Genomic DNA, 24,622 nt, shown 5'->3' with positions numbered 1-24,622 from the left:
TTAGTGGGGGGATTTAAACTCCCACTAATAATGCTCACAGAAAACTTATCCGCCAAGAATCAAGAGAGCAAAGTACAAGTTTTGGCAAGTTTAATTTTTATTAATATGGCGTAACCAGCGATACAAACTTTTTAAGGGGTAAATTGAGCGAACGCTATCAATTGAGCCAACATTAAAGGGTAAATTAACAGTAAAAGTACTACCTTTACCTAATTCACTTTTTACATCTAAGCTACCGTGATGTGCTTGTACAATTGCTTGGGCGATCGCTAATCCTAACCCAGAACCGCCAGTAGTGCGAGAGCGATCGCTATTTATGCGGTAGAAGCGATCGAATATGCGCGTCAACTCTGGTTGGGGAATGCCAATACCTGTATCTTGCACCTGAATTACAGCATAATAATCATTGCAATCTACATAAAGCGTTACCTTTCCCCCGGCTGGGGTGTAGTGAATGGCATTGACAATTAAGTTAGAAAATAGGCGATAAAGCTGATCTTGATTGCCAATGACATTTAGGGGATGGGAAACTGAGATAGAAGCGGTGAGTTTAATTTGAGATGCGATCGCCAAAGCTGCAAACTCTTCGATTAAATCGTTGATAATATCATCCAAACCGCAAATTTCCCGTTGCATTGGTACTGATTGACGATCTAAGCGGGTTAATAGCAGTAAATCTGTTACCAAAGTTGTCAGTCGTTGATTTTGACGTTGGGTAGTGCGGAGAATTTCCCGCGCTTCTGCTTCATCCAGGTGAGACAACATCAATGCTGATTCTACTGTGGCTTGAGTTGCGGCTAAAGGTGTGCGTAATTCATGGGCTGCATCGGCTGTAAATTGTTGAATTTGTCTGTATGAGCGATAAATCGGTTGCATTGCTAATCCTGCTAACCACCAACTAGCAATACCCACCGAAAGCATGACAATTGGTAATCCCAAAATTAAAGTGAGTTTTACCGCCGTCAGATAACTATTAAAATCTGCCAAACTGCGCCCTACTTGAATGTAACCCCAATCACGATTATCTTGGGTATGTAAAACAAAAGAAATTTGATGATATAAGTTGCCTTTTTTATCTTTAAGAGTTTGCCAAAGTTCCTTATTAAAGGCTGTGGTTAATCCTACTGGATGATTTCCCGCTATAGCAATTAATCGTCCTGATTTATCAAAGAATCTGACATAGTAATCGCTTTGATTAATGGCGCTTAAAATATGACGTTTAGAGTTAGATTTTTCTTGAATGCAACTTTCACCAACTACACAAATATTCGGTAAAATTCTGTTTATTACTGGTTCTAATTGCGCAGGTTGATGTAGTTTTAATTCGATAGTATCGTGTAAAGTTCCCGCTACAGATTCCAGTTCTCTATCTAATGTCATCCAGTGAGCATGAGAGATTGCTTGATAAATACCAAACCCACAAACACTTAAAATGAAAGCCATAACCAGGGCATACCACAGCGCTAAACGTAAGCGGGTTTTTTGAAATAGTGTATTTTGATTCATAAGCAGATATTTTTAGTCGCCATACAGTTTGCCTGTGTAACAGAAAACAGCCAAATTCGCCCAGTTCATTATTTAGGTTATCTGCCTCAAAATAATCTTGATAATTGAGTATTATACAGTTGCTATAAACTACTTTTTTATTCAATATTTTGTCAAATAACTATCAATCACATGAAAATATATCTCTTTTTATATTGCCTAGACTATTTTTATAATACTTAATATTGCCCCGAATGTGTAATAGATTTTTATATGATGAGTCAAGCTCAAGCTATCTATAGATAAAAATTAATTTGTTAACTTGAGCTACCAGCCAAAAATAGTTCACAGCACAGTTTATAGGAATAAATATTTATGTTCAACAGTCTAGTATTAAACAGTCTAGACATTTTCACCAACATAATTCTCTAGAAAATGTTATATTAGAACTAGTGAGAAACATTTTTTGCTGCACGGTCAGCTTATATGCCTGAAGAAATAGAACTCTTTTCACACAACTTAATAATGTAAATTGTTCCGTCAGTTTATGTCAGCAACAAGTTCTGCCCCTTGTAATTTTTGATGGCTCTTTTAAAGCTACCTTGACGCACCGAGTTACCGATAGCACAAAAAATAGTCTTATAAAGGTAGGCGGTTAATTTCTTAGTCACAGGACTTTTACTATTAACAATTCTCCTGTTTTGGCTACTCAACATCTGTCGCTAAATGGTTTAAAATTACTGTTAGTTGACACCAACTCTGACTTTGTTGATTTAATTAAAATAATTTTTCAAGAGTTTTCTATATCCGTAGAAGTAGCAACTTCTGTATCAGAGGCTTTATCCATATTAGCAAATGGTCAAGTAGATTGTTTAATTTCTGAAATCGCTTTTCCTAGAGAAGATGGCTATTCTCTAATGCGTAAACTCAGAAGTTTTGAAAAAGGTCAAAATCTTAAACCAATTCCAGCTATTGCTTTGACATCTTTTATTCTCCCCAAAGGGTGTGATGTAGCTCTAAAAGCAGGTTTTCAGATTTATGCAACAAAACCTATTAACCTAGATGATTTACTAGACTATATAGCTTATGTTGTTTGATCAATCAACTTTCCACTTTTCTTAAAGAACAGTCGCTTTCTATAAAATACCTAACTTATCGCCCAACAATTTAAGCCAACATATAAAAATAATGAACGCTGCTAAATTCGGAATTTTAGCATCATTGTTTTTATAAATAAAGCTTGAATTACCATAATAAAGGAGAAAAAAATGCAAGTTTTATCAAATAAAACGGATGAATTACTAACTCATACTCTAACTGATACGAGTAAAGGAAATACAATTACATATACCTGGAATTCTATGTGGAGTCATCATATTTGCCCTTGCTGTTCATACGCTTTACTCCGTCATATGGGACATACAGGTATTTATTGGCGTTGTAGCCATTGTTATCAAGAAATGCCACTTGGCGAAATATCTAATTCTCGAACTAACTACCCTAACTCTGCACCAGTGCTAGAGTTTTAAAACAAAAATCATCTAAAAATCTAGTAACTGAGTCAGAAAAATCATGCTCGAATTTAACATTTTAACTGAATTCTCTAGCACTTACTGTATTGGCATTTGTGCCTTTTTAATTCCAGCGAATCTGTTTGCTACTTCATCAACAATAATTTTGGTGCTTTTGAAGCGTCCGACGATTCAGGTATGGCAAACTGCTTTTATTGCCAGTTTCTTTGCTCTATTAATGATACTGCACGTATGTGCTTGGTTCATGATGGGAGTAGTTATGGCTCCAACATACATTTTATTGGGTCTAGCAAGCATCTGTCTGTTCGCTAATCTTAGAGCAGTTCTCTCAAATAAGTACCAACATTCAGGAGGATGAAACAGTTGTTAAACCACATTCAGACGATATCCAGTACCATGCAAAGTTTCAATTATATTGTCACAACCACTATGAGCTAATTTACGCCGCAGTAATCGCATTTGCGCTGCTACTACATTACTAACTGGCTCGGCGCTGACTTCCCAAAGTTGATTGCGAATTTGTTCTGTAGTGACAATTTGATTTGGATGTTTCATAAAATATTCTAGTAGCTGAAATTCTTTATTTGTCAGGGAAATTTCCTGTTTATTTCCCTCAGCATCATGACTCACAACAAAATTGTTACCATAGTCGAGAGTTAGTTTACCAACAGTTAATTCCTGTGGCTGAAATTGGGGCGATCGCCTTTGTAATGCTCGCAATCTTGCTAATAATTCTGCCATACCAAAAGGCTTGACTAAATAATCATCTGCACCAGCATCTAAGCCAGCAACTTTATCTTCCATGCTGTCTTTGGCGGTAAGCATTAACACAGGTAAAGGATTTTTATGCTGGCGTAGGCGTTTGCATAATTCTAAGCCTGATATTCCCGGTATCATCCAATCAAAAATAGCTAGGGTATATTGCGTCCAACTATTTTCTAAATATGCCCAAGCATCATCACCATCAACTACCCAATCTACTAAATATTTATGTTGGGTAAGAGTTCGCTTAATAGCACCACCTAAATCTTCTTCATCTTCTACTAGTAGTATTCGCATATGCTGATTATTGATTGTTGACTAATATTTTTAATACCAATTAAATATGAAGTTGTATATATCTAGATCCCCCATTATCTACGCCACTTGCTACAACGGGGGGAACCACCAAGGGCGCAGGGCTGCCTCTTAAAAAGGGGGACTTTGATTCTAATTCCCCCCTTTTTTAAGGGGGGCTAGGGGGGATCGAATTCTATGCAGCCTCATAAAAAATTGGTATAACATTTTTAATACTAATTAAATATGAAATTGTATATATCTAGATCTCCCATTATCCACACCACTGGCTACAACGGGAAAACAGCCGCGTGTGGGGTTTAAAAACACGCACTAGGGTAATACCATTACACCTTATAAAGGATACATATCGGCTAGCGGAGGGAGCAGAGGAAGTGAATTAGTATAAACACAGAAATCCAAAGCCAGAAGTTAATTCAGACTACGTGAAACACGAAAACGTCAACCCTGAAGTTGATTCAAGGAACCCTGAAGTTAATTCAGACTACGCGAAACACGGAAACGTCAACCCTGAAGTTGATTCAAGGAACCCTGAAGTTAATTCAGACTACGCGAAACACGGAAACGTCAACCCTGAAGTTGATTCAAGGAACCCTGAAGTTGATTCCGGGAACCCTGAAATTGCTTCAAGGTTGATGAAAGTTACTTGAAGGACGAGAAAGGCAACCATTTTTTGTAGTTATAATCAGTGAAATTTTAAAATTGTGAGAAATATTGAGACACTAAATCATTCAAAAACAAGCCCCAGGCTTCTATAGGAATCCGATTTGATTTCTGAAAAAATCTAAGTATATGTAGGGTGCGTTATCACGAAGTGTAACGCACCAAAGCCTTCGGACGGTGCGTTAGCCTCCGGCATAACACACCCTACGTATATTTCAAAAATCAAATATGAATCCTATAGAAGGCGTTAATATCCAGGGTCACATAGAATTGATATTAGCATCATCAATGGTATCAAACCCTAATTAGCTAAAATTTACCGATTAAAATTAAAGCGTCCATCTACTTTTTTACCGTTAATATCAGCATTAATTTTTACCTGATATTGACCTGTTAATTGTTCTTTTAATAAACCTGCATAATGCTTATCTTTAGCATCATAGTTTAAAGGAACTGTTTGCTGTTTACCATCAGGTAATTGCACTTGTGCTGTTACTTTAGCATCTGGGATGGCTTCATGATTATCTCCTGTTTGGAGATATAAATCTAGATGCGTTCCACTTGCTTCTTTCACAGAAACAAACTCTAAATGGTAAGCACCTGTTTCTACAACTTGTCCGCCATTAGTTTTACCATGTTGTGCTTCTTTTTTTGCTACGGGTGCAGCTGAGGTTTGAGTATTAGTAGTAGAATTAGCTGGATTATTTTCTGTATTTGCTGCTTGCTGATTGTTACTACAAGCACCTAAAAATAATAAGCCGATACTGCTAATAATTAGCAAGCTGGATTTGAGCGAGTTCATAGATTTAATCCTCAATAAAATTTATCATTTTTGCAGCAAAATTTTGCCAAATTTAGCATATAAAGCAGGTATTACTACCAATGTCAATGCTGTAGATGTAAATAAACCACCCAAGACAACTATAGAAAGTGGTTGTAATATTTCCTTACCAGGTCCGCTATCAATTATTAAAGGTGCTAAACCTAAAGCAGAGGTAAAGGCTGTCATTAAAATGGCGTTTAATCTTTCCATTGAACCTTTGATTAAAAGTTCTTTCAAAGGCATTCCTTCGGCAAACTTGGTATTGTAATTATCTACTAGTAATAAACCATTACGAGTCGCCACGCCAAACAGGGTAACAAAGCCAACTAAAGAGGCAATAGAAATAATCCCGCCAGATAAAGCTACAGAAAATACTCCTCCTACTAATGCCAAGGGTAAGTTAATCATAATTGTGGCGGTTGAAGGAATAGATTTGACAGAAATATACATGATAACTGTAATGGCAATAAAGGCGATCGCACTAAAAATTAAAATATTTTGTGTCGCTCTTTCTTGGGCTTCAAATTGCCCTGCATACTGGATATAGTAACCAGAGGGGGGATGTACTTGTTGATTGACTTTTGCTTGAATTTCATTGACAACAGAGCGTAAATCTCTACCGCTAGTATTCGCAGAAACGACAATTAACCGAGAAACATTTTCCCGATTAATGGTATTTGGCCCTGTACCATTTTCAATGGTGGCGACTTGGGCTAATGGTATCTTTTGCCCAGCAGGAGTATCAATTAATAAATTACCAATTGTATCTAAATTTTGCCTAGATTCGGGCTTTAACCAAACTACTAAATCAAATGTTTGTTGTTTATCTAAGATTTGCGAAACTACTTTACCATTCAAAGCAGTTTCCATAATTTGGGAAATTTTACCCACTGTTAAACCATAGCGAGAAGCATCTGTACGATTAAATTTAATTTGTATTTGTTCGATGGGTACTTGCGGTTCTAGTTGTAAATCAACAATCCCATTGACAGTTTTCATTACCTCATTTACTTGACTCCCAATGGTGCGGAGTTGTGCTAAATCAGAGCCGAAAATCTTGACTGCGATCGCACTTCTTACCCCAGATAATACCTCATCCATTCTATGGGAGATAAAACCGCCAATATTGGGCGCAACTCCTGGTAATTTCGCCAATTCTTCCCGCAGCTTTTTAATCACCCCTTCCCTGTTTTCTAAAGCTTCCCGGCTCAATTCAATATCTAAATGTGCTAGATTTACCCCCCCTGCATCGCTATCACCTGGTGCGCGCCCGGAACGCAACTGTACATAAGGAAATCGCGAATCGCCTTTGAGTGCTTGCTGAATTGCTTCCCCCGCAGCGTTGGTAGTCTCCAAGGAAACACCAGGGTAGAGTGTCAGGGTATTTACCAAAGTTTGTTCTTGAAACTCTGGTAAAAAGACTCTACCAAAACTAGGAGCGATCGCGATCGCGGTGACTGTACTTGCAAGGGCTAAGGCTAAAATAATTCCCGAATATCGCAGCGAAAACCCCAACAGAGGATAATACAACCGCTTAAAAAATCTCGCTACCCAAGGTTCATTTTCTGGTAAGTGACCGTGAGGTAATAAAATTGCACATAAAGCTGGAGTTATCGTCAAAGCTGTGAGACTCGACGCAATCACAGCCGCCATATAGCCTAACCCCATTGGGATAAAAATGCTACCTTCTACCCCAGTTAAAGCAAATACAGGAGCAAAGACAACGATAGTAATGATAGTTGCGCCAAATACCGAATCTCTTACTTCTTGACAACCATCAAATACCACATCTAAAACAGGGCGCGGATGGGGAGAATATTTATTTTCTCGTAAGTTGCGGTAAACATTTTCCGCATCAACAATTGCATCATCAACCGCCGAACCAATCGCAACGGCTAACCCTCCCAAAGTCATGGTATTTAAACCTTGCCCCAACCAATTGAGGAGAAATATACCGATTAATAAAGATAAGGGTAAAGCAGTTAAACAAATGGCGAGGTTCCGCCAATTCATTAAAAAAGGAATGAGGATAATAGCAACAATAATACTACCTTCAATTAAAGCTGCGCGGACATTTTCAATCGAAGCATCAATATAATTTTCTTGGCGAAATGTCGCTGTTACTTGAATATCTTTTGGTAAAGCAGCTTTAATTTCCGTAATTGCCTGTTCAATAGCGCTGGTAACTGTTGGTGTATCTGCTTGCGGCTGTTTGTTGATTGTGACGATAACAGCCTGTTTCCCGTTAAAACTGCCATCACCTCTTTTAATTGCTGCGCCAATTTTTACATCAGCCACATCAGATATTTTAACTGGCGTACCATTGCGAGCAGTAATTGCAGATTGTTGTAATTCCTCAAGAGATTCAATTCTACCAATCCCTCGAATTAATTTTTCTCTATCTGGGGTAATCAAATAACCACCAGGAGCATTAATATTTGCAGCCGCCGTTGCTTCCTCTACATCAGCTAAAGTAACATTAAAAGCTTTTAATTTTTCTGGATCGACTAATACTTGATATTGCCTAATATCACCACCATAAGCAACAACTTGACTAACTCCCGGCACAGCCAAAAGCCGATTTGTCACTTGCCAATCGACAATTCGCCGTACTTCCATTAAAGGTGTAGTATCAGAAGTAAAAGCATATTGCAATACAGTACCAATTGGGGAACTAGTAGGAGAAATTTGTGGCGTTTCCACCCCAGCAGGTAACTTACCTTGTGCTTGTTGTAACCTTTCCGTTACCAACTGACGCGCTTGATAAATATCACTCCCCCAATCAAAAATCACCTTAACCACAGAAATCCCTGCTGCGGAAGATGAACGTACTGCTGTCACCCCAGGAGTACCATTAATTGCACTTTCAATTGGTAAAGTCACCAAAGATTCCAACTCTTCCGGCGCGAGTCCTGGCGCTTCCGTTTGAATTTCTACTTGTGGTGGCGCAAAACTAGGAAAAACATCCAAAGGCATTTGGATAATCGTGCGAAATATCCAAATCATCAGGATAATTGTACTCAAAACCACTAGCCAACGGCGAGCGATCGCCCATTTAATAATCGCACTAAGCATCTTGAGAATTTTAGATTTTAGATTTTAGATTTTGGATTAAAAATCCTGCCCATTGAACATTGGCGAGATTTTGTTATCTTTTTTACTTCTCTCTTTCAAAAAACTTCTTCTTTGTGTACTTCGCGCCTTTGCGGTTCGTTATTCAAACCACCTGAATCCTGCTTCGCTACGTAATGGTTATCAACCCATTCTGGCGGTAAATCTGCTTGTTCTACAGTTAATTGATATTGATGTTTGCGGCGACGACTAGCCCAAGAAACACCACCCATAAAAGCTACACTAAAAAGTGCAACACCTCCCCCTACACCCATCCATAAAGGAATTGAGGAATTAGAATTTTTCTCTTCTGTTTGGGCACTGAGAGCAGTCGAAGTGCCATGTCCATGCTCATCTGCTGCACTACTCCCCCGCAAAGATTGTGCGTAAAGTTGCGGAGCGCGTTGGGTAACAATTAAATCCCCAGCAAATAACCCAGTTTTTACCTCCACCATATCGCCAGAGGTTTGCCCTAAAGTCACTTCCACAGATTGATAGGCGTTACCATTTTGGATATAAACCTGCTTTTTACCATTGGCTTCCACTACCGCCGCACTGGGAATAACTAAACTAGGCGATGCTGTTTGCGCTGTTAACACTTCCAGTTCTGCAAACATTCCCGGTTTGAGCAATCCGCCGAAGTTCTCCAATTCAGCTTGTACGGGAACAACTCGCGTTTCTCCTTCCACCACCGAGCCAATGCGGGTAATTCTGCCTGTAAAACTACGGTTAGGCACAGCAGCAACTTTAACAATTACCCTTTGACCAGTCTTAACTTGATTTAAATCCTTTTCATAGATATTTGCGGTGGCAAAAACCTTGCTGTCATTGACAATCGTCATCAATTTACCGCCCGTATCCTCAAAGGATTGCCCAAGGGTAACTTCTCTATCCGCTACCTTACCAGTAATCGGGGATACCACCGTCACCAATCCTTGAGCATTGGCGCGGGTTCCTAATTGGGAGAGGCGAGTTTGATAAGTGGTATTGCTTAGTTGAATTCGCGATTTTGCGACTTCAACGGCGGAAGCAGCGCGTTTTAGCTGATTTTCTGCCTCAATTACTTCCCGGCGACTATTAGCTTTAGTGAGTTCGGCTTTAGCTTGGGCTAGCTGGGTTTGCGATTCTAAAGCTGTGCGTTGAGGTAAAGCGCCAGCAGCAGCTAACTGTTTATCTTTATTGTATTTTTCTTGGGCGAATGCTACTTGCGTTTGTGCTTGAGCGATTTCTGCATTGGCTATTTGTTGATAGCGATCGCGATTTTGTTGAGCTAATTTTAAATCAGCTAAAGCTTGTTGTAAATCCGCCTGACCTTCTGCTAATTTTTCTTGGGAATTAACCCGCAGTTCCACTAAATCCGGGCTAGACAATACCGCTACTGCTTGACCTTTTTTGACTGTAGCACCCGGTTCTACCAACAACTCCACTACTTTCGCTTGAGCAATTGGTGTATTTACTTCTACCTTTTGGCTGGGTAAAGTCTCAATTTGTCCCGTAGTTTTAATTCCTACAGCTAACGCCTGGCTTTTCACTGGCTCAACTTTAATACCCAAGCGTTGCGCTGTTTGCGCATCAACTTTAATCGCTGTGGTAGAGGAATTTGCTTGACTTCCTCCTTGAAATTCATTACCATGCCCGCCGTGAGCTAAAACTACTATGGGATTTGCAAATATCAGCAGGCTAATAATTGTACTAGAAACAGAGCGAATTGCTTGAGGTGGTTGGGAACGCAGAGGTTTAGACATCGCTATCAACAAAGCTATATTTTCCAGTGTTTCATCTAAATATGAAATTAAGATGAAATCAATCAATGATAGACTCTAAGTATTGAGAATAAAAGGTCTAAAATCAGCACCGTAACTTCCCTGTCTTTATGTTAAGTAATATTTTTTACTCACTTTATTCAAGGTAGAATAATCCCTATTGGGGAAATATAGCCCTTTTTACAGCAGTTTCAGGACTTATATAAATTTATGCTCGGTTTATTGGGCTATTAATCCAAGCTATCGCGCTTAAGGTAGCAATTTCACAAGCTAAGTAAACTCAGTTTATTCGTGAAAAATCAATGACTCAAACTCACCAGCAATCAAATTTACCTCAAAATATTGGCTTATCATTGTCAGGAGGTGGTTATCGGGCTGCGGGATTTCATTTAGGATTATTATCTTATTTAAATCGCGTCAATTTATTGCAGCAAGTGAGAATGATATCCACCGTTTCTGGGGGAACATTTACAGGGGCAAAATATACTTTATCTTTAGTTGCTGGGCAAACATTTCCAGAATTTTATCAAGAATATTATGCCTTGCTCAAAAATACCAAACTAGTAGAATTAGCTTTAAACAAGCTTAATAGAAAAGAAATCAACATACCCTCATCAAGAACTGACTTAATTACTGCTAGCGCCCAAGTTTATGCAGAAAAATTCTTCAAAGATGCTGATGGTAAACCCTACCGCTTTGGGCATATTCTTAATGCTAACATTCCTCTCCAAGAAGTCATTTTTAACGCTACAGAATTTCGCAGTGGATTAGCTTTTAGGTTTCAGCGTAGTGCTAACCCTAAAGCCAGAATTGGTAATGGGAATATATCAATAGATAGGTCTGATGCTGAAGATATTAGAGTTGCTGATATTGTTGCTGCTTCTTCTTGTTTCCCTGGTGGTTTTGAACCCTTAGCCTTTCCCGGAGATTTTAATTGGTCAGATAGCCAAGCATTAAATAATATCAAAAAAACAGTAGCTAAAACACTGCCAAAAGTGGATTTAAAACAACCAATAGCAGATGAAAACCCACTTGCATCAGATGAAGAATTAGCAACGATAGATAGCAATATACCAATAATTTCTGGTCAAAAAGATACAGATATTGCTTTGATGGATGGAGGAATTTACGATAATCAGGGAATTGAAAGTTTATGGCTAGCTGAAAAACGCAGTGAGGTGAAGCTGGATTTATTTATTATTTCTGATGTCGATCAAAGACCGGGTAGTTTATATTCTTTTCCCGCCCCTTTTAAAGTGAGTCCGCTAACTTTAAAAGCAATTGATTGGATTTCAAAAATACTAATTGGCTTTTGTGCTTTTACATTAGTAACAATTGGTTATGAATTTATTAAAGACTATATCAATGGTCAATTTATTTGGCTAGATTTTTTCCTATATATTATCCCCATTTTACTTGCAGCTACAACCGCTTCTATCTTAGTCTGGAGTCGCAATATTATTAAAAAGCGAATTCTCCCTTTAATCCCCCAAGTTGGCATTCTTGCATGGAAAGATTTAAAAAATCTCACAGTTAATCAAGTAGTTAATGGGATTTATTTACGGTTAAGTTCTTTACAAGCAATGGCTGGCTCCGTATTTATGCAACGTATTCGCAGTCTTGGCTTTAGGTTTATTTATCAACAATATGATGAAACAACTCGCCAAAAATTAATTTCTAACCTGATTTATGAACTAAGAACAGGTAGCCAATTAACTCAATTACCAGGAGTCGAACCACCATCATCGGCAATTCTCGAAATTATTGATGCTGCTGCTAGTATGCCAACTACGCTTTGGTTTACGGAAGATAACGAACTAGATAATTTGCTGATTGCCGGACAAGTTACTACTTGTTATAACTTAATGGTTTATATTACTCGCACGCATGGCGCTCAACCTAATTCCTATCCTCAAGACATTCGTAAATTGTGGAATAATCTAGTTATTGATTGGCAGAATTTCTCTTCTAACCCTAAAGTATTATCTTAAATTTTTATCCAAAATTAAAGTATATTTAGGGTTGGCAATGCCCACAAAATCTAAATTTTAGTGGACATTGCCTACATTTATTGGGAGCATCCCAAATGTGCAAAAACGTCCTCACCCTATAAGGGTGGGGCTAGAAATACGAAGCCTGCCTTCGCAGGCTAAAAGTTTGATAGCCTGCGAAGGCAGGCTTTGTTGGTATAGCAATACCCTTGAGGGTATTGCGTCAAAATTGGGATGCTCCCCATTTATTCACTTGTTATACCAAGCTTGTCGCCACTGTTTCATCTGCTTAATTTCTGTATCTTGTGCTTTAATAATTGCTTGAGCTAAGTTCTTAATTTCCGCTCGCTGAGATTTTTGTAAAGCATCTTGAGCCATTGTTACGGCTCCTTCATGATGCGGAATCATTGCATTAATAAAACGTAGGTCAAATTCTGTATCAGCATTACCTAAGTCCATATTCATCATCATCGCTTGCATTTGCTCAGATGACATTTCCATCATCTTACCCTTCTGAGAATTATAAGCCATCGGTTTATCCCCAGCTTTGGGATACCAAGCTGTGCGCCAGCTTTTCATCTGGGTAATTTCTTGGTTCTGTGCTTTGATAATTGCGTCTGCTAGCTTTTTAATTTCTGGGCGTTTTGATTTTTGCTGCGCTTCCTGAGCCATGAGAACTGCGCCTTGGTGGTGGGGAATCATTCCATCAATAAAGCGCAAATCATAGTTAGCATCAGCCGGGCCTAAATCCATAGCCATGCTATGATCCATCCCAGCATGTTGGTGACTTTGGTGCTTGTCGCTAGCATCAGTAGCCAGATTTGGCGCTTGGCTTTGAGAAGTACTGGTAACACAAGATGTTAATAGGCTACCAGATACAGAGGCGATCGCTACTAAAGTAAATGCCAAAACGCTATTTTTCAGTGTAGGGAGTTGCATAAAGATAATTTCAATAGGTTCCTTATTTTATTAAGCAATCTCCAGTTGGGTGGAGAGTCAAGCTTTTGGGAAATTTATTTTTTCTCACATAAATAATTACCCAAATAATCGCATAGACAGTAAATTATACGCTCCCTTACACAGTTTTCCCGCTAAAAATCAAATCACGATCAAATTACTTCTTTGTACTGATGATTTAGGCAATGACAGCAACAGTATACAGTAGCGAATCAACCAATCGGGTGAAAATAAAATATTAATCAGGAAATTCCGCTCCCTCAAGTGTAAATAATATATGCAAACCAATCGGGCGAGCTAATTTATTATTTATACATTGTTCAGAAAAATGAAAAAAATTGCCGTTATATCTTTATTTACTAGTTTTCTCATAGCTCAGTCCGCTCAAGCTACAAGCATTCCCAAAGTAGAGGAATTCAAATTCGCTCAAATTACTGGGCATGGCTGCGGTATGACTTTATGGAAACCCAGTAGCACCAATAAAAATCGCTATATCTTATTCAATGGGTTAACAAATAACTCTATGGAGATGTTGGTAAACGGTAAAATTACCAAATTTAAGCGAATTAAATCTACTGGTACAGCTTTTTATGGACAAAAAACATTTCAGACTTTTCAAAGTCCCAATGGTAAAATTATAGTTGACGTAGCTGTCAAACTTGGTGCAAAAGGAGAGATTGAGACTGTTGCCATCAAAGAAGGAACTGTTACTGTCCAGCAGAATGGTAAAAAAGTCAAAATACCTGTTGTCGGTGATGCAGGTTGTTAGCAAAAAACTAGTACCGCTACCGAGAAAGTCAACAGTCAACAGTCAACAGTCAACAGTCAACAATCAACAGTCAACAGTCAACAGTAAAAAAGTTAATAAATCAAGGCTTGTGACTGTTTGAAATGGTAGCTTTATTCACGCCTTGTTATCTTAGAATAATTTTGTAGTCAGGGTTTTAGTGATGAATTACAGCATTACTAAAATTCTGACTACGAATTCATTGAAATTTAGCGCTAATTTTTAATCATTAGCTGACATTTCCTTCTTGGGATGATAATCAGCACAATTATTTGCTTCTTTAGTTAACGCTATTCCAGGCTGTACAGCGCATTTCAAATAGTGATTTCTCGCAAAGTAATGGCATTTTATACAGGGTAAGTTAGCACAATCATTCATTGGTTCAGTCAGCTTATTCTCAGATAATAACTTGAGTTTTTTTGTGCAAATTATAAAGATTCCACCCCAAAAAACTATAAAAGCCAGAAAACTTCCTGACTGGGCTATTAATGCGTCATTGAACACAAAATTATCAGTTTTTACAGGTTGAGTTTGAACCTTGTTAAAGGGACTTTGCTCAGAGAATATATCTAGATTTTCGGAATTATGCCATATTTTTCTACTTTGCATATAAATTGCTCTTGGTTATATTTTTATAATTGTTGTTCGGATATTTTTGTATTGACTAATACGGGAAATTAAATCTGTCAGACTTCGCTAATTAAAGAAAAATTATTATTGCATTCCTATTTGATTTTTATACATATCCTTGGTGAGATTATTACTGTTGTAATGCTCCTCAATATTGCGATGTTAACTTACATGCAACATCTAACACACCCTAGAAATACTGAATTTTCTATTTTCTCCAATTAGATATTAGTTCAAGTGGAAAATCTCCGCTCAATACATGTTGGTAAATCAGGGATAAATCTCAAATTATGCAAACGCAGATTTGTCTATTTAGCAGAGGCAATTAAGTTAAAAGCCTTATAATACATATAACTAATCAAAAATTATTTTCACTCCGCCAATAGAGTTGGCTATTTAGATTCATAGTCTACCCTAAGCAATAAATCCTGATTGGAGCCAGCAATTGTCTAAAATTTATATACAAGCAATTATCGTGCAAGCATCAGTTGAACTAGCACAATCTTGGCATGTGGGGTGATTTTGGTACTCTTACCCAAAAATTGCGATCGCGGATCTTCGGTGTAGTATGTAGTTACAGTTTCTCACCTACTGCGATCGCTGGCAACAAAAAACAATACTTCCTAACTAACAGATTTTATAACCGTTATCTAGCAAGGTTTTTAGGCAAACAATAAAAATGTGCTAGATTCATTTGTTACAAGAGTAGTTGAATACTTTTAACTCTTGACTTCCCCCTCCTGGGGCGCTCACATATTGATTGAAAGTATTTATACTGAGTTATTAAGTTTTTAATAAATATCCTATTTTAGCAATAAGACGAAAAAATAAGTTTATTAGTCTGCGTAGGTAGGCTGAGTTTGTATAGCCTCACTCTTAGAGGCTATAGCTGCATATCAGATAGTTAGTCTTAGTTGAGATTTTCTGAAGATATCCTATATAATACTACGATATATCTACCAAATTAACGTAGTTTAATGGCACGATCTTTAACTCTAGTCAGTTATTGCTTGTGTCAGTTTTTTATCGTCAAATACTAAGCATCCTAAATTTATGTTGTACTAAACTTCAGCTTGTCTAAAATTGTTGCTAAATAATTTACGTCAGCCATTGTACTGACATAAAGGGTTGTATCTATCTTCAAAAAAGGAAAAATTAATGGCGCAAATTCATCAAGCAAATTCTAAAAAACACAAACTGAAGTTTGGTTTTTTCCAGATTCCCCCAGCGCTGAAATCTGCAAATGTTTGCTGTTTTGTCATCGGAGAAAGTGTATCTTTTTTTGGCTCTTGGATGACACAATTTGCTTTAGTATGGATGGTTTATCAACTAACTAATTCAGCAGTATTAGTAGGTATTGCTGGATTTACCAATCAAGCAACAGGCTTAGTATTGACACCGATAGTAGGAGTTTTATTAGATAGTTGGAACCTCAGATATGTTTTACTCGCTACTCAGTTAGTATCGATTATTTTATCCGGTGCGTTAACTTATTTGAGTCTGACTGGGGAAATTAATTTTATTTGGATTTTGGTAATTGGGATACTCCAAGGAATTGTCAAAGCTTTTGATTTACCTGCACGGTTAGTAGCTATTCCTCGGATTGTCGATAATAAAGCTGATACTTATAGCGCAATTTCCATTCATTCTTTCTTAATTAATACAGCTAAATTTATCAGCCCTATGGTGGGAGGATTATTACTGGCGAAAGTAGGCGCAGCATCCTGCTTTTTGGTTGATAGCGTTAGCTATTTCCCCTTTATTTCCGCAATTTTAACCGTGCGAATTAAGTCATTTGCTAACAACGACTCCACTAAAAAACCGCACATTTGGCAAAATTTAAAGGAGGGTTTTGTATATACTTATAAATTTTTACCTATTAAATATGTATTACTTATGCAAGTCATAATTTGTTTTATGATTATGACTTATGTTAACTTGATGCCAATTTTCACAACTGATATTTTAAATGGTAATGCCGAAACTATGGGCTATATTATGACAGCTTCGGCATTGGGTTCGATAGTTGCTGGACTTTTCTTAATACTTAGAAAGAAAGTTACTGGCTTAGAGAAAGTTGTAGCTAACTCTACTTTGATTTTAGGTTTAAGTCTGATATTCTTTTCACGTTCTGCTAGTTTAGAACTTTGCCTTATCTTAATTTTTATTGTTGGCATGACTAATACATTGAGTTTAATTGCTATTAGCAATTTTATTCAATTAATCATTGTTGATGAAAATAAACGAGGTAGAGTTACAAGTATATTCACAACAGGATTTTTAGGGATATTACCTTTTGGTAATTTATTCTTTGGAGGTTTGGCAGGTCACATTGGTGTAGCAAATGCTTTATTATTTGGAGGTGTTTGTTGTGCTCTCAGCGCGTTGTATTTTGCGAGAAAGCTACCAGAGATTAAAAAGATAGTATGCCCTATTTATAAGCAAACTGGGTTAATATCTACATCAAATTAATCAGTAATAAGTAAGTCGGCGCTAATAGTTAAAACTATGTTAAGAAATTTAAATTTAGGGTGTGTTGTCTCACGGAGTAAACGCACAGTCAACAATTCAAGGTGCGTTAGCCTACGGCATAACACACCCTACGGTTAATTTGTATTTCTTCACATACATTAAATTTTTCTCACCGACTTACTTACCCCTAAGTAAATTTAGGGGTATGAGAGTTCTCATTTTTTAATTGTGTTCTGTGGTTTCTGAGTGAGAAATTCTTGAGTGTTCAAACAATCTAGACATGCGTGGTAAAGCTATAAAAATTCCTGCTAAAACCAGTAAAAATACAGCAATACTCAAAAGTTGATCGCGGGGAATTTCCAGTACACCACGCAAAATAACTTCTCTTAAAGCAGAAACAATCGTAATTTCTACTGCGGCTGCTACAGAGATACTCTGTGCTTCTATATAGTCAATTAAGAGACGAAATAGTTCGACGAGAATTAAAATAAAGAGGATATCAGATGTTACTTGTCTTAAATCTAGCGGACGGACAAAAGAAGAGAACATATCTACTAGGCGAATCAGCATGACGCAAAATAAACCTAAGCAGAGAAATACAATAATAAAATCTTGAAAAAATTCTAGATTGCGAACAATTTTATCTCGCTGAAAATAATTATTTAAATCTGCTAATACTTTTTTTACCATAGCATTCCGAAGACTCTTAAATTGTCGATAGGCATTATCATAGGGGTTTAACTATTTAGCGGTGGTAAATATATATTCATTTACCACTCCTATAAATGGCGCAAAAAGCACATATTTATCAGCAATATGTTTTTATACAATTTCTCTGTGATGATGCACTTAATATTTATAAATGAACCGCCCTTCGGGTTCAGCAGTTCCTCATGGGGGAAACCCCCAAGAACGGACTGCTTCACCAAGTACGCCAAGTACGCCAAGAAATAGAGAAGTAATAATTTATTGCAAGTTTATAGAGAATTGATATTAGGGCATTAGTATGTTACGCAACAACAAATTTTAAATTTAACGGTATTAACTGATTTTAGGAAAAAATGATTTACGATCAAGCAGAATTTGATTTACGCTGTGAGTGGGGTGTACAAGGTGTTACTCAACTTGCACCTATTAGTGATGTAATTATCATTGTCGATGTACTATCTTTTTCGACTGCGACAGAAATTGCTACAAAGAATGGCGCAATTATATATCCCTATCAATGGAGAGATGATTCCGCAATTGATTATGCTAAGTCTGTTAATGCGGAATTAGCAAAAGGTAGGTTTTCACAAGCAGGTTATTCTCTTTCTCCTGCATCTTTAACTAAAATTACAACGGGAACTAAATTAGTTATACCTTCTCCTAATGGTTCGACTCTCACATTACTAACTCGTAAAACACCAACAATAGCTGGTTGTTTACGAAATTGTGAAGCAGTGGCTAAATTTGCGCAGAAATATGGCTCTAAAATTGCTGTAATTCCTGCTGGGGAAAAGTGGGAGGATGGTACATTAAGACCGGCTTTTGAAGATTTAATTGGTGTTGGAGCAATTTTGAGTTTTTTAAATGGTAGTTTATCTCCAGAGGCTGAAAGTGCTTTAGCAGTATTTCAGACTTTTAGAAATGATTTGTTAGGATACTTGAAAAAATCTAGTTCTGGGAAAGAATTAATTGCTAAAGGTTATGAGTTAGATGTGGAATTAGCAGCAGCTTTTAATATTAGTAATTGCGTACCTTTGTTAACTGAAAATGCTTATATTAATAGATGTATTTTATAGTGTTTTTCAACTTATTAAGGTATAATAGTAAGGTCACGGCAGCGCTCAGACGTATCAACTTAAGTTAAAAATAGCCTCTGTCTTAGCTTTGTCACCCGCCTGAGAATGAATTCTCAGGCTAATAGCCCAAGTCTACTAAAGTAGACTCAAGATTTGGAGGATATTTAGTCATCTTTAGATGACTTTGGTTATTAGCAAGGAACTTCAGTTCCTTGCGGTAGCTGGGTTTTGCGTTACAGCTATTTTCAGGTAAATAGACCACGCTGTAGGGGCACGGCATCAGTAAAATTATTGTATGTACCAAAAGATTGTTGGTGCCGTGCCCCTACGATAGATGTGGTTCAAATAGGTAAAAACTGCTGTAAGTTGACATTTGTCCCCCTTGTCCTCCTTCCCTTCCCTTTCCTTCTACCATTTACCTGTATTATCTTCTTGCTGTAAGCCAATATACTGTCGCCTTCTCCAAGCATAGTGCAAAATATTAATGCCAAATTCTTGGGCGGTTCTAATAGCTACTCTGGGTAAATTCAATTCTCTATCTAATCCCCAAGCGCTGGCTAAATCACCAATTACTAAGATAATTCCCCCACCAATTAACAGGCGAATGAAGTTTTGATTGACATTGGGTAAAGCTGCAAATAAGAAGGGTTTGGTGCGTAAAGGATGACTTCTTTGTAGTTCTTCTAAAGGTTTTAAGGGATTTTCTAGTTGCTGGGCTAAGGCGTGGGTACTGTCAATTAAAGCATTAGCATTTTGCGGCGCATCTACTAAAAGTATGCCACCAAAATTTAAATAATTTTTCAGTGATTCAAATTCAATACTGTTAAAAGATAGTGCTTCCTGTCCTGTTAAATAAAGTAAATCGTAGTCTTGAATGTTTTCGCTTAAAGATACTTGTCCTGGTTCATCAATTCCCCGTAAGGATGGGTAGAGATGTTCGATGGATTGGAGTAAATAAGCAAGGTTGAAAAAGTTTCGGGCGCATTCAGAATCGCTATGATTTACTTGCGCGATCGCAATATTTGTTTGTGGTCTTGCTTGGGCGTGGCGGCGATAGCGTAAATCAATGTTTTGGTAACCAGGAAAGAAGACATCCGCAGGTTGAGTAATGGTGTTTTGTCCTGGTTGTAAGAGGATGCGACAAAGTTCGATTTCGTGACTTTCTAGGGTGGAATTTTTTTGGTCGATGCGATATGTTTCTTGGACAATATCTCTTGATTGTCCGCGTCTTAGTTCGTCTGGATCTACGTAACTGACGACTAAGTAAATTGTAATTGGTTCGGTACTAACTACTTCTAAATCAATGGGAAAGTCGTATGCTTTGGGGACTACAATTAAGTTTCCGGCTACATCGATGGCGATTCCTGGTTGAATTTGTACCCAGCGTCCATCTCGATATTTTGCTTCAACTTGGCGGGGTGCGGGAATGACGCGCACGCCTAAACCGCAGACTATTCCGGGTTGGTTTAAGCATTGATAGTGGGTGTTTTGTCGCAGTCGGTGGTATTCATGGGCTTTACTCCAGCGCTCGGCATTTATTAATAGTCCATCGGAGGCTTGTAGGCGTTCAAAGGATTTGATGGTTGGTGGGGGGAATGGGTGTGTCATGTCAATTCAAAATTCAAAATTCAAAATTCAAAATTAATAAATACTTTAGGCATTGCCAAAATATTTTTATGTAATTGGGTTTTCTATAAATAGTTCGTAGGTGCAAAATGCGGGTTTTTCTTGTTCGATGATTGTTCTGATTAATTGTTCGTTTATGAGTTGATTGGAGCGGGTTTTGCGTAAGTGAACTACGAAATGATATGCTTGTCCCCCTGCTAAGACGGCGCTGCCGATGTGGGCATCACCTAAGATGAAGCTGGGGCCAAAGGGTTCTGTAATACTAATATGTTTATCGCGTTCGTTGGGGATATCTTCGTCTAGGGGTAAACCTGTGTAAAGGTGGAGGTAAAGACGCAATCCTTTGCGGGTTCCTCGCCAGCGATAAATCTCGACTGCACGACGAATTAAACGGCGTTGTTGATTGAGATCCCAAACAGAATCTACTTGCCAAGCTACCCAATGGGCTAAGAATGGCAGTAATGCTCTAGGTGCTGTTAAGGGGTCGATGTTTGCCCACATGACGTTGAAGCTATCAATTGCTGGTTGATAAGCTTGTTCAAATATTTTGATGAAGCGCCCAATGAAGTCAATTTCGCGATAGAGAACGGGCAAAAATTCCATGTAGAAACTGTAGGGGCGAATATATAAATTAAATATTTCGCTGTGTTGAGTTTGTTCTCTTTCTGTACCTTGGTCAATATTAACTACTACTAAACAGTGAAAGTTGAGGGTTAATTTATCTTTTTTCCCTGGGGAAATTGCTTCTTGGTCTTCAAAAAATGTGGCGGGAACAGTGAAATATAATACTGCATCCATCTGTGCCCCTGGGGGAATTTCTCTTCCTTCTGTACCAATTTGGCACCATTGGGAAGGAAATTCACCTTCTACTTTTAAACTTAGCCTTAAGGGACGGTCTTCTAGATTTTTAATATGGACAATCATCTCGCTGGGTTGTCCGGGATGCAAAAGCAAGTTATGTGCTGTTGCATTCATACCTTCTGGCCCAGCAAATGCTAAACCCGCCCCAGGTACGGCTTCGGGTATTTGCATGGGGGTGAGTTGAATTTCTACGGCTGGGCTATGTCGGCTTTGAACCATAAGCTTTTGTTTTAGCGAGTACTAATTTGGATGTCATGACTGGAACGCAGGTTAGCGTCAAACCAAGAACAAATTAAGCCTTGGGTTCCTGGATCGATGATTTGTTCTGGTGATGGTTGTCTTCTCCAGGTGTCTCCTTGTTTGCGGATGGGAAATAGCAGGACTTGGCCTAAATAACGCACGCCTGGGGTTTGTTGCATTAAGGCGATGATGTCTGAGGGATAAACCGGTCGCCCAAAGGGCCAGCCTTTACCTTCAGTACCTCCGGTGAGGGGATTTAAATATTTATACAGAGCAATTCTTAAGTTGCGCAGGATTTCGGCTCTGGCTAAGGGGTTTTCATAAGTGGGTTCGAGGATGACTTCTGTTTGCACGGAAACGCCAACATAGTCTGGTTCTAAGAGTCTGATTTGTACTCCTAATAACTTTCTATCATCTAAGTATTGTAATATTTGGTCTTGCAGGGCGGGGCTGAGGGCAAATTGTGTGGGTGCGATACCTTCAATTAGGTTATCTGTATTGGCTTGGGGGACTACGAGTAAACTGACTGTACCTGCTTGGGTATTAGCAAGGGCGGGTAAACAACGCACGCGGGCGATCGCACCTGCACCGGCTTGTTGAGTTAAAACTTCAAAGTCTTCGGCTGTGACGGCGCGATCGCGTGTTCGCAAAATTCTTGGTGCTTTAATTACCGCCTGTTCTAAAGATTCGGCATCTGCACCGTTAATGGCGGGTTTGTAGTTTGTGACACTGGTTACGTAGGGAACAGCCGACTTTAAAAACTGCAGCGAACCTACTTGTACGTTACCTTCTTTTCCTCCCCCTGTACGATAAGCGAGAATTCTAATTTCTGCACCCTTGGGAGGAACGGCTCCGTATTGATGCTCAAGGGCGTTTTCAATGTCACTGGGTTGAGCGATGGTTTCATCTAGTTTTGGTTGTTGAATCCGCGATCGCACTTTTGTCTGGCGTTGAATTTGTCCCGGTTCGCGAATCAAAGGGCCAAATTGCACCGAACCTGTTAGCGAATCAATCACATAATGACGGTCTTGGGGTGTAGAATCGGCAAAATCTCTCACCTCATTCCAAGTTTGCGGTAAACCCCCAGGAGGCGTAACAATAATATATTCGTCTTCCCGGCGCGCTAAAACTGGCGGCGCTTGTAATTGAAAAGTTTGTCCGGGAGTACCGTTACTAATTCCTAAACGTTCCTCTTGCAGCAAGGTACTGTGACTCGCCCTCACTGTACCGCCAATTGACCGCACCGCTAACCCTGTAATTTTCGGCGGACGGCTGTAACCTTCTTGACTTTCTTCTGGGCTAGTATAGCAACAACGCAACCAACGTCCTCGGTATGCAGTAAAAGTAGTTACAGGCCAAGATTGCGGTAAATGCAGGCGCACATCTGCACCTTGGGCGGGGTTTCCTCCCTGTTGGTTAATTTCGTAAAAACTAAATCCCCTGGTTTGGTCGTCCGATTCTTTCATTAACACAGGTTGCCAATCTTGTCCGTCCCAAGCTTCCCATGTGCGGGGGGGATGATTGGGGTCAATGCCTGTGGGTGTTGCTGCTGCCCCTTGGATAGTAACTTCGATGACGTTACCATCTAAAGAATCGTCGGAATTAATTACCAAATAAAAGCAATTTCCCGCTTGGGGTTGTTCGCTAAATACAGCTTGTTCTCCCCCAGTCCAGAAACCATTAGATTGACGAGTCCAAACATTTGAGAGACGTTCCCGCAACGATTGGGGGATATCTTCTACAGTTTGGGCGGTGAGAAAATGCTGTAATCGGGGTTTACCAATAATTAAAGGCGAATCTGTACTAAAAGTAATTGCCGGTGTAGTTTCCGTGCGGATTGTAGAAACTTCCGTTCCTGTAGGGATTGTATAAGCTTCAGGTAAATCAGAACTTAAATAAAAAGTTAATTCAGTATGGGCTGGTGCGGGGGGTTGGAGGCGAATTCCCAATAATTCTAAAAAAGCAACATAATTTTTTCTTGGTACTTGGTTAAACCGGAGTAACATTTGGTCAGTTAACCAAGCAAATAATTCAATGAGCGTAATTCCCGGATCGCTGAGGTTATGATCTGTCCATTCAGGACAGTAGCGCGGGATACGCATCATACATTCTTCCACCAGATCGTCAAAAGTGCGATCGTCTAAATTGGAAGATGGTAATTGTGGTAAAAAATCGAATTTCATGCGGGGCTAGGGACTAGGGGCTAGGGGCTAGGGGCTAGGAAGGGGACAAGGAGGACAAGGAGGACAAGGAGGACAAGGAGGATAAATGACCATTGACCATTGACTATTGACAAATGACTAATGACCAATGACTAATTATTCTTCTTCGTTAGGAGGTAATAAATAAAATGGATAAACAAAGTTATTAATATCAGGATTGTCTTTAAGTCGATAAATAATATTGATGTTTACTCGACCGCGCACTGGATCGGGTTCGGTGACGACGCGATCGACGGTAATGCGGGGTTCCCAAACTTCTAAGGCTTCTAAAACATACATGCGAATTTGGATCAGAGTGTCGTTGTTCATCGGTGCAAATGCTAATTCCGATAAACGCGAACCAAAATTAGGGCGATAAACTCTTTCGCCTACGCCAGTACGGAGAATAATCCAAATGGATTCTCTAACTTTTTCTTCTTCGCTGGTGAGTTGTATCCCTCCTTGCAAATTTAAGCGCAAGGGAAAAGCCCAACCAGTTCCTAAATAGTCTCGTGGTTGACCATAAACCATAGTTGCTATATGGCAGTGATATCTATACTTTCAAAGATATCGGTATGGCAGACTTAAGCCTATTCGCCAAAGGTCGAGATGAGGGCAG

Annotated in this window: 22 protein-coding genes; 10 read left to right on the top strand and 12 right to left on the bottom strand. The window is 38.7% G+C overall.

Annotation, left to right across the window (positions count from 1 at the left end):
• Nucleotides 1-90: 90 nt before the first annotated feature.
• Nucleotides 91-1,506, bottom strand: coding sequence for a two-component system sensor histidine kinase RppB (rppB, locus tag H6G08_RS24445; RefSeq protein ID WP_190547668.1), 1,416 nt, complete (start codon nucleotides 1,504-1,506; stop codon nucleotides 91-93).
• A 680-nt stretch (nucleotides 1,507-2,186) separates the two neighbouring features.
• Between rppB and H6G08_RS24440 the strand changes: the two genes are divergently transcribed.
• The 3 genes from H6G08_RS24440 (at nucleotide 2,187) to H6G08_RS24430 (ending at nucleotide 3,375) form a co-directional block, all read left to right on the top strand.
• A complete protein-coding gene (locus tag H6G08_RS24440; RefSeq protein ID WP_190547666.1) occupies nucleotides 2,187-2,582 on the top strand; it encodes a response regulator in 396 nt (131 codons plus the stop codon).
• Between the two features lie 171 nt (nucleotides 2,583-2,753).
• On the top strand, nucleotides 2,754-3,014 hold the full coding sequence (locus H6G08_RS24435) for a hypothetical protein (RefSeq protein WP_190547664.1): 261 nt from the start codon (nucleotides 2,754-2,756) through the stop codon (nucleotides 3,012-3,014).
• Nucleotides 3,015-3,057: 43 nt separating this feature from the next.
• Nucleotides 3,058-3,375 carry a hypothetical protein gene (locus H6G08_RS24430; RefSeq protein ID WP_190547662.1) on the top strand — a complete coding sequence of 106 codons (318 nt, stop codon included), beginning with the start codon at nucleotides 3,058-3,060 and terminating at the stop codon, nucleotides 3,373-3,375.
• Between the two features lie 8 nt (nucleotides 3,376-3,383).
• Here H6G08_RS24430 and rppA read toward each other — a convergent pair whose 3' ends face one another.
• Nucleotides 3,384-4,076 carry a two-component system response regulator RppA gene (gene rppA, locus H6G08_RS24425; protein WP_190547660.1) on the bottom strand — a complete coding sequence of 231 codons (693 nt, stop codon included), beginning with the start codon at nucleotides 4,074-4,076 and terminating at the stop codon, nucleotides 3,384-3,386.
• A gap of 443 nt (nucleotides 4,077-4,519) precedes the next feature.
• Here rppA and H6G08_RS24420 point away from each other — a divergent pair, with 443 nt between their 5' ends.
• Nucleotides 4,520-4,744 (top strand): hypothetical protein, encoded by a 225-nt coding sequence (locus tag H6G08_RS24420; RefSeq protein ID WP_190547658.1) that lies wholly within the window; start codon nucleotides 4,520-4,522, stop codon nucleotides 4,742-4,744.
• A 329-nt stretch (nucleotides 4,745-5,073) separates the two neighbouring features.
• On the opposite strand, the gene H6G08_RS24415 is transcribed toward H6G08_RS24420, so the two are convergent.
• From H6G08_RS24415 to H6G08_RS24405, 3 genes are all read right to left on the bottom strand, one after another.
• Nucleotides 5,074-5,559 (bottom strand): hypothetical protein, encoded by a 486-nt coding sequence (locus H6G08_RS24415; RefSeq protein ID WP_190547656.1) that lies wholly within the window; start codon nucleotides 5,557-5,559, stop codon nucleotides 5,074-5,076.
• A gap of 24 nt (nucleotides 5,560-5,583) precedes the next feature.
• Nucleotides 5,584-8,655: an efflux RND transporter permease subunit gene (locus tag H6G08_RS24410; RefSeq protein ID WP_190547654.1), complete on the bottom strand. Its 3,072-nt coding sequence runs from the start codon at nucleotides 8,653-8,655 to the stop codon at nucleotides 5,584-5,586.
• A gap of 95 nt (nucleotides 8,656-8,750) precedes the next feature.
• Nucleotides 8,751-10,436, bottom strand: a complete 1,686-nt coding sequence (locus tag H6G08_RS24405) for an efflux RND transporter periplasmic adaptor subunit (RefSeq protein WP_190547652.1) — start codon at nucleotides 10,434-10,436, stop codon at nucleotides 8,751-8,753.
• Between the two features lie 320 nt (nucleotides 10,437-10,756).
• Here H6G08_RS24405 and H6G08_RS24400 point away from each other — a divergent pair, with 320 nt between their 5' ends.
• Entirely contained in the window at nucleotides 10,757-12,445 is a 1,689-nt protein-coding gene (locus H6G08_RS24400; RefSeq protein ID WP_190547650.1) for a patatin-like phospholipase family protein, read from the top strand.
• A gap of 249 nt (nucleotides 12,446-12,694) precedes the next feature.
• On the opposite strand, the gene H6G08_RS24395 is transcribed toward H6G08_RS24400, so the two are convergent.
• On the bottom strand, nucleotides 12,695-13,384 hold the full coding sequence (locus H6G08_RS24395) for a DUF305 domain-containing protein (protein WP_190547648.1): 690 nt from the start codon (nucleotides 13,382-13,384) through the stop codon (nucleotides 12,695-12,697).
• A 346-nt stretch (nucleotides 13,385-13,730) separates the two neighbouring features.
• On the opposite strand from H6G08_RS24395, the gene H6G08_RS24390 reads away from it, so the two are divergent.
• Nucleotides 13,731-14,171: a hypothetical protein gene (locus tag H6G08_RS24390; RefSeq protein WP_190547645.1), complete on the top strand. Its 441-nt coding sequence runs from the start codon at nucleotides 13,731-13,733 to the stop codon at nucleotides 14,169-14,171.
• On the top strand, nucleotides 14,158-14,292 hold the full coding sequence (locus tag H6G08_RS38290; RefSeq protein ID WP_277877805.1) for a hypothetical protein: 135 nt from the start codon (nucleotides 14,158-14,160) through the stop codon (nucleotides 14,290-14,292). The genes H6G08_RS24390 and H6G08_RS38290 overlap by 14 nt, the downstream gene beginning before the upstream one ends.
• A gap of 119 nt (nucleotides 14,293-14,411) precedes the next feature.
• Here the strand turns inward: H6G08_RS38290 and H6G08_RS24385 are convergent, their stop codons facing one another.
• Complete coding sequence (locus tag H6G08_RS24385) at nucleotides 14,412-14,798, bottom strand: hypothetical protein (RefSeq protein ID WP_190547643.1); 387 nt, start codon at nucleotides 14,796-14,798, stop codon at nucleotides 14,412-14,414.
• Nucleotides 14,799-15,328: 530 nt separating this feature from the next.
• On the opposite strand from H6G08_RS24385, the gene H6G08_RS24380 reads away from it, so the two are divergent.
• Nucleotides 15,329-15,496, top strand: a complete 168-nt coding sequence (locus H6G08_RS24380) for a hypothetical protein (RefSeq protein ID WP_190547642.1) — start codon at nucleotides 15,329-15,331, stop codon at nucleotides 15,494-15,496.
• A gap of 481 nt (nucleotides 15,497-15,977) precedes the next feature.
• On the top strand, nucleotides 15,978-17,291 hold the full coding sequence (locus tag H6G08_RS24375; RefSeq protein ID WP_190547640.1) for an MFS transporter: 1,314 nt from the start codon (nucleotides 15,978-15,980) through the stop codon (nucleotides 17,289-17,291).
• A gap of 222 nt (nucleotides 17,292-17,513) precedes the next feature.
• On the opposite strand, the gene H6G08_RS24370 is transcribed toward H6G08_RS24375, so the two are convergent.
• Nucleotides 17,514-17,981, bottom strand: a complete 468-nt coding sequence (locus tag H6G08_RS24370; protein WP_190547638.1) for a phosphate-starvation-inducible PsiE family protein — start codon at nucleotides 17,979-17,981, stop codon at nucleotides 17,514-17,516.
• A gap of 371 nt (nucleotides 17,982-18,352) precedes the next feature.
• Here H6G08_RS24370 and H6G08_RS24365 point away from each other — a divergent pair, with 371 nt between their 5' ends.
• Complete coding sequence (locus H6G08_RS24365) at nucleotides 18,353-19,075, top strand: 2-phosphosulfolactate phosphatase (protein WP_190547636.1); 723 nt, start codon at nucleotides 18,353-18,355, stop codon at nucleotides 19,073-19,075.
• Between the two features lie 408 nt (nucleotides 19,076-19,483).
• On the opposite strand, the gene H6G08_RS24360 is transcribed toward H6G08_RS24365, so the two are convergent.
• The 4 genes from H6G08_RS24360 to H6G08_RS24345 all read right to left on the bottom strand — a co-directional run bounded on the left by H6G08_RS24360 (nucleotide 19,484) and on the right by H6G08_RS24345 (nucleotide 24,534).
• Nucleotides 19,484-20,683 carry a DUF4159 domain-containing protein gene (locus H6G08_RS24360; protein ID WP_190547633.1) on the bottom strand — a complete coding sequence of 400 codons (1,200 nt, stop codon included), beginning with the start codon at nucleotides 20,681-20,683 and terminating at the stop codon, nucleotides 19,484-19,486.
• Nucleotides 20,684-20,749: 66 nt separating this feature from the next.
• Nucleotides 20,750-21,781, bottom strand: coding sequence for a phage tail protein (locus H6G08_RS24355; protein WP_190547631.1), 1,032 nt, complete (start codon nucleotides 21,779-21,781; stop codon nucleotides 20,750-20,752).
• 11 nt (nucleotides 21,782-21,792) lie between these two features.
• Entirely contained in the window at nucleotides 21,793-23,985 is a 2,193-nt protein-coding gene (locus tag H6G08_RS24350; RefSeq protein WP_190547629.1) for a putative baseplate assembly protein, read from the bottom strand.
• Between the two features lie 135 nt (nucleotides 23,986-24,120).
• Nucleotides 24,121-24,534, bottom strand: a complete 414-nt coding sequence (locus H6G08_RS24345; RefSeq protein WP_190547627.1) for a gp25 family contractile injection system sheath assembly initiator — start codon at nucleotides 24,532-24,534, stop codon at nucleotides 24,121-24,123.
• Nucleotides 24,535-24,622 lie beyond the last annotated feature (88 nt).

The sequence above is a fragment of the Calothrix anomala FACHB-343 genome (assembly GCF_014696435.1).
GTDB lineage: Bacteria > Cyanobacteriota > Cyanobacteriia > Cyanobacteriales > Nostocaceae > Aulosira > Aulosira anomala_A.
The sequence above is the reverse complement of the archived record's forward strand: the minus strand, read 5'-3'. Positions and strand labels throughout refer to the sequence as shown.

What these genes read in the sequence shown, in the direction of transcription:
- H6G08_RS24350 (WP_190547629.1), bottom strand. Translation starts at nt 23,985, where the DNA reads ATGAAATTCGATTTTTTACCACAATTACCATCTTCCAATTTAGACGAT.
- H6G08_RS24375 (WP_190547640.1), top strand. Translation starts at nt 15,978, where the DNA reads ATGGCGCAAATTCATCAAGCAAATTCTAAAAAACACAAACTGAAGTTT.
- H6G08_RS24365 (WP_190547636.1), top strand. Translation starts at nt 18,353, where the DNA reads ATGATTTACGATCAAGCAGAATTTGATTTACGCTGTGAGTGGGGTGTA.
- H6G08_RS24395 (WP_190547648.1), bottom strand. Translation starts at nt 13,384, where the DNA reads ATGCAACTCCCTACACTGAAAAATAGCGTTTTGGCATTTACTTTAGTA.
- rppB (WP_190547668.1), bottom strand. Translation starts at nt 1,506, where the DNA reads ATGAATCAAAATACACTATTTCAAAAAACCCGCTTACGTTTAGCGCTG.
- H6G08_RS24370 (WP_190547638.1), bottom strand. Translation starts at nt 17,981, where the DNA reads ATGGTAAAAAAAGTATTAGCAGATTTAAATAATTATTTTCAGCGAGAT.
- H6G08_RS24400 (WP_190547650.1), top strand. Translation starts at nt 10,757, where the DNA reads ATGACTCAAACTCACCAGCAATCAAATTTACCTCAAAATATTGGCTTA.
- H6G08_RS24415 (WP_190547656.1), bottom strand. Translation starts at nt 5,559, where the DNA reads ATGAACTCGCTCAAATCCAGCTTGCTAATTATTAGCAGTATCGGCTTA.
- H6G08_RS24355 (WP_190547631.1), bottom strand. Translation starts at nt 21,781, where the DNA reads ATGGTTCAAAGCCGACATAGCCCAGCCGTAGAAATTCAACTCACCCCC.
- H6G08_RS24385 (WP_190547643.1), bottom strand. Translation starts at nt 14,798, where the DNA reads ATGCAAAGTAGAAAAATATGGCATAATTCCGAAAATCTAGATATATTC.
- H6G08_RS24345 (WP_190547627.1), bottom strand. Translation starts at nt 24,534, where the DNA reads ATGGTTTATGGTCAACCACGAGACTATTTAGGAACTGGTTGGGCTTTT.
- H6G08_RS24360 (WP_190547633.1), bottom strand. Translation starts at nt 20,683, where the DNA reads ATGACACACCCATTCCCCCCACCAACCATCAAATCCTTTGAACGCCTA.
- H6G08_RS24380 (WP_190547642.1), top strand. Translation starts at nt 15,329, where the DNA reads ATGTGGGGTGATTTTGGTACTCTTACCCAAAAATTGCGATCGCGGATC.
- H6G08_RS24410 (WP_190547654.1), bottom strand. Translation starts at nt 8,655, where the DNA reads ATGCTTAGTGCGATTATTAAATGGGCGATCGCTCGCCGTTGGCTAGTG.
- H6G08_RS24405 (WP_190547652.1), bottom strand. Translation starts at nt 10,436, where the DNA reads ATGTCTAAACCTCTGCGTTCCCAACCACCTCAAGCAATTCGCTCTGTT.
- H6G08_RS24435 (WP_190547664.1), top strand. Translation starts at nt 2,754, where the DNA reads ATGCAAGTTTTATCAAATAAAACGGATGAATTACTAACTCATACTCTA.
- H6G08_RS24430 (WP_190547662.1), top strand. Translation starts at nt 3,058, where the DNA reads ATGCTCGAATTTAACATTTTAACTGAATTCTCTAGCACTTACTGTATT.
- H6G08_RS38290 (WP_277877805.1), top strand. Translation starts at nt 14,158, where the DNA reads ATGCAGGTTGTTAGCAAAAAACTAGTACCGCTACCGAGAAAGTCAACA.
- H6G08_RS24390 (WP_190547645.1), top strand. Translation starts at nt 13,731, where the DNA reads ATGAAAAAAATTGCCGTTATATCTTTATTTACTAGTTTTCTCATAGCT.
- rppA (WP_190547660.1), bottom strand. Translation starts at nt 4,076, where the DNA reads ATGCGAATACTACTAGTAGAAGATGAAGAAGATTTAGGTGGTGCTATT.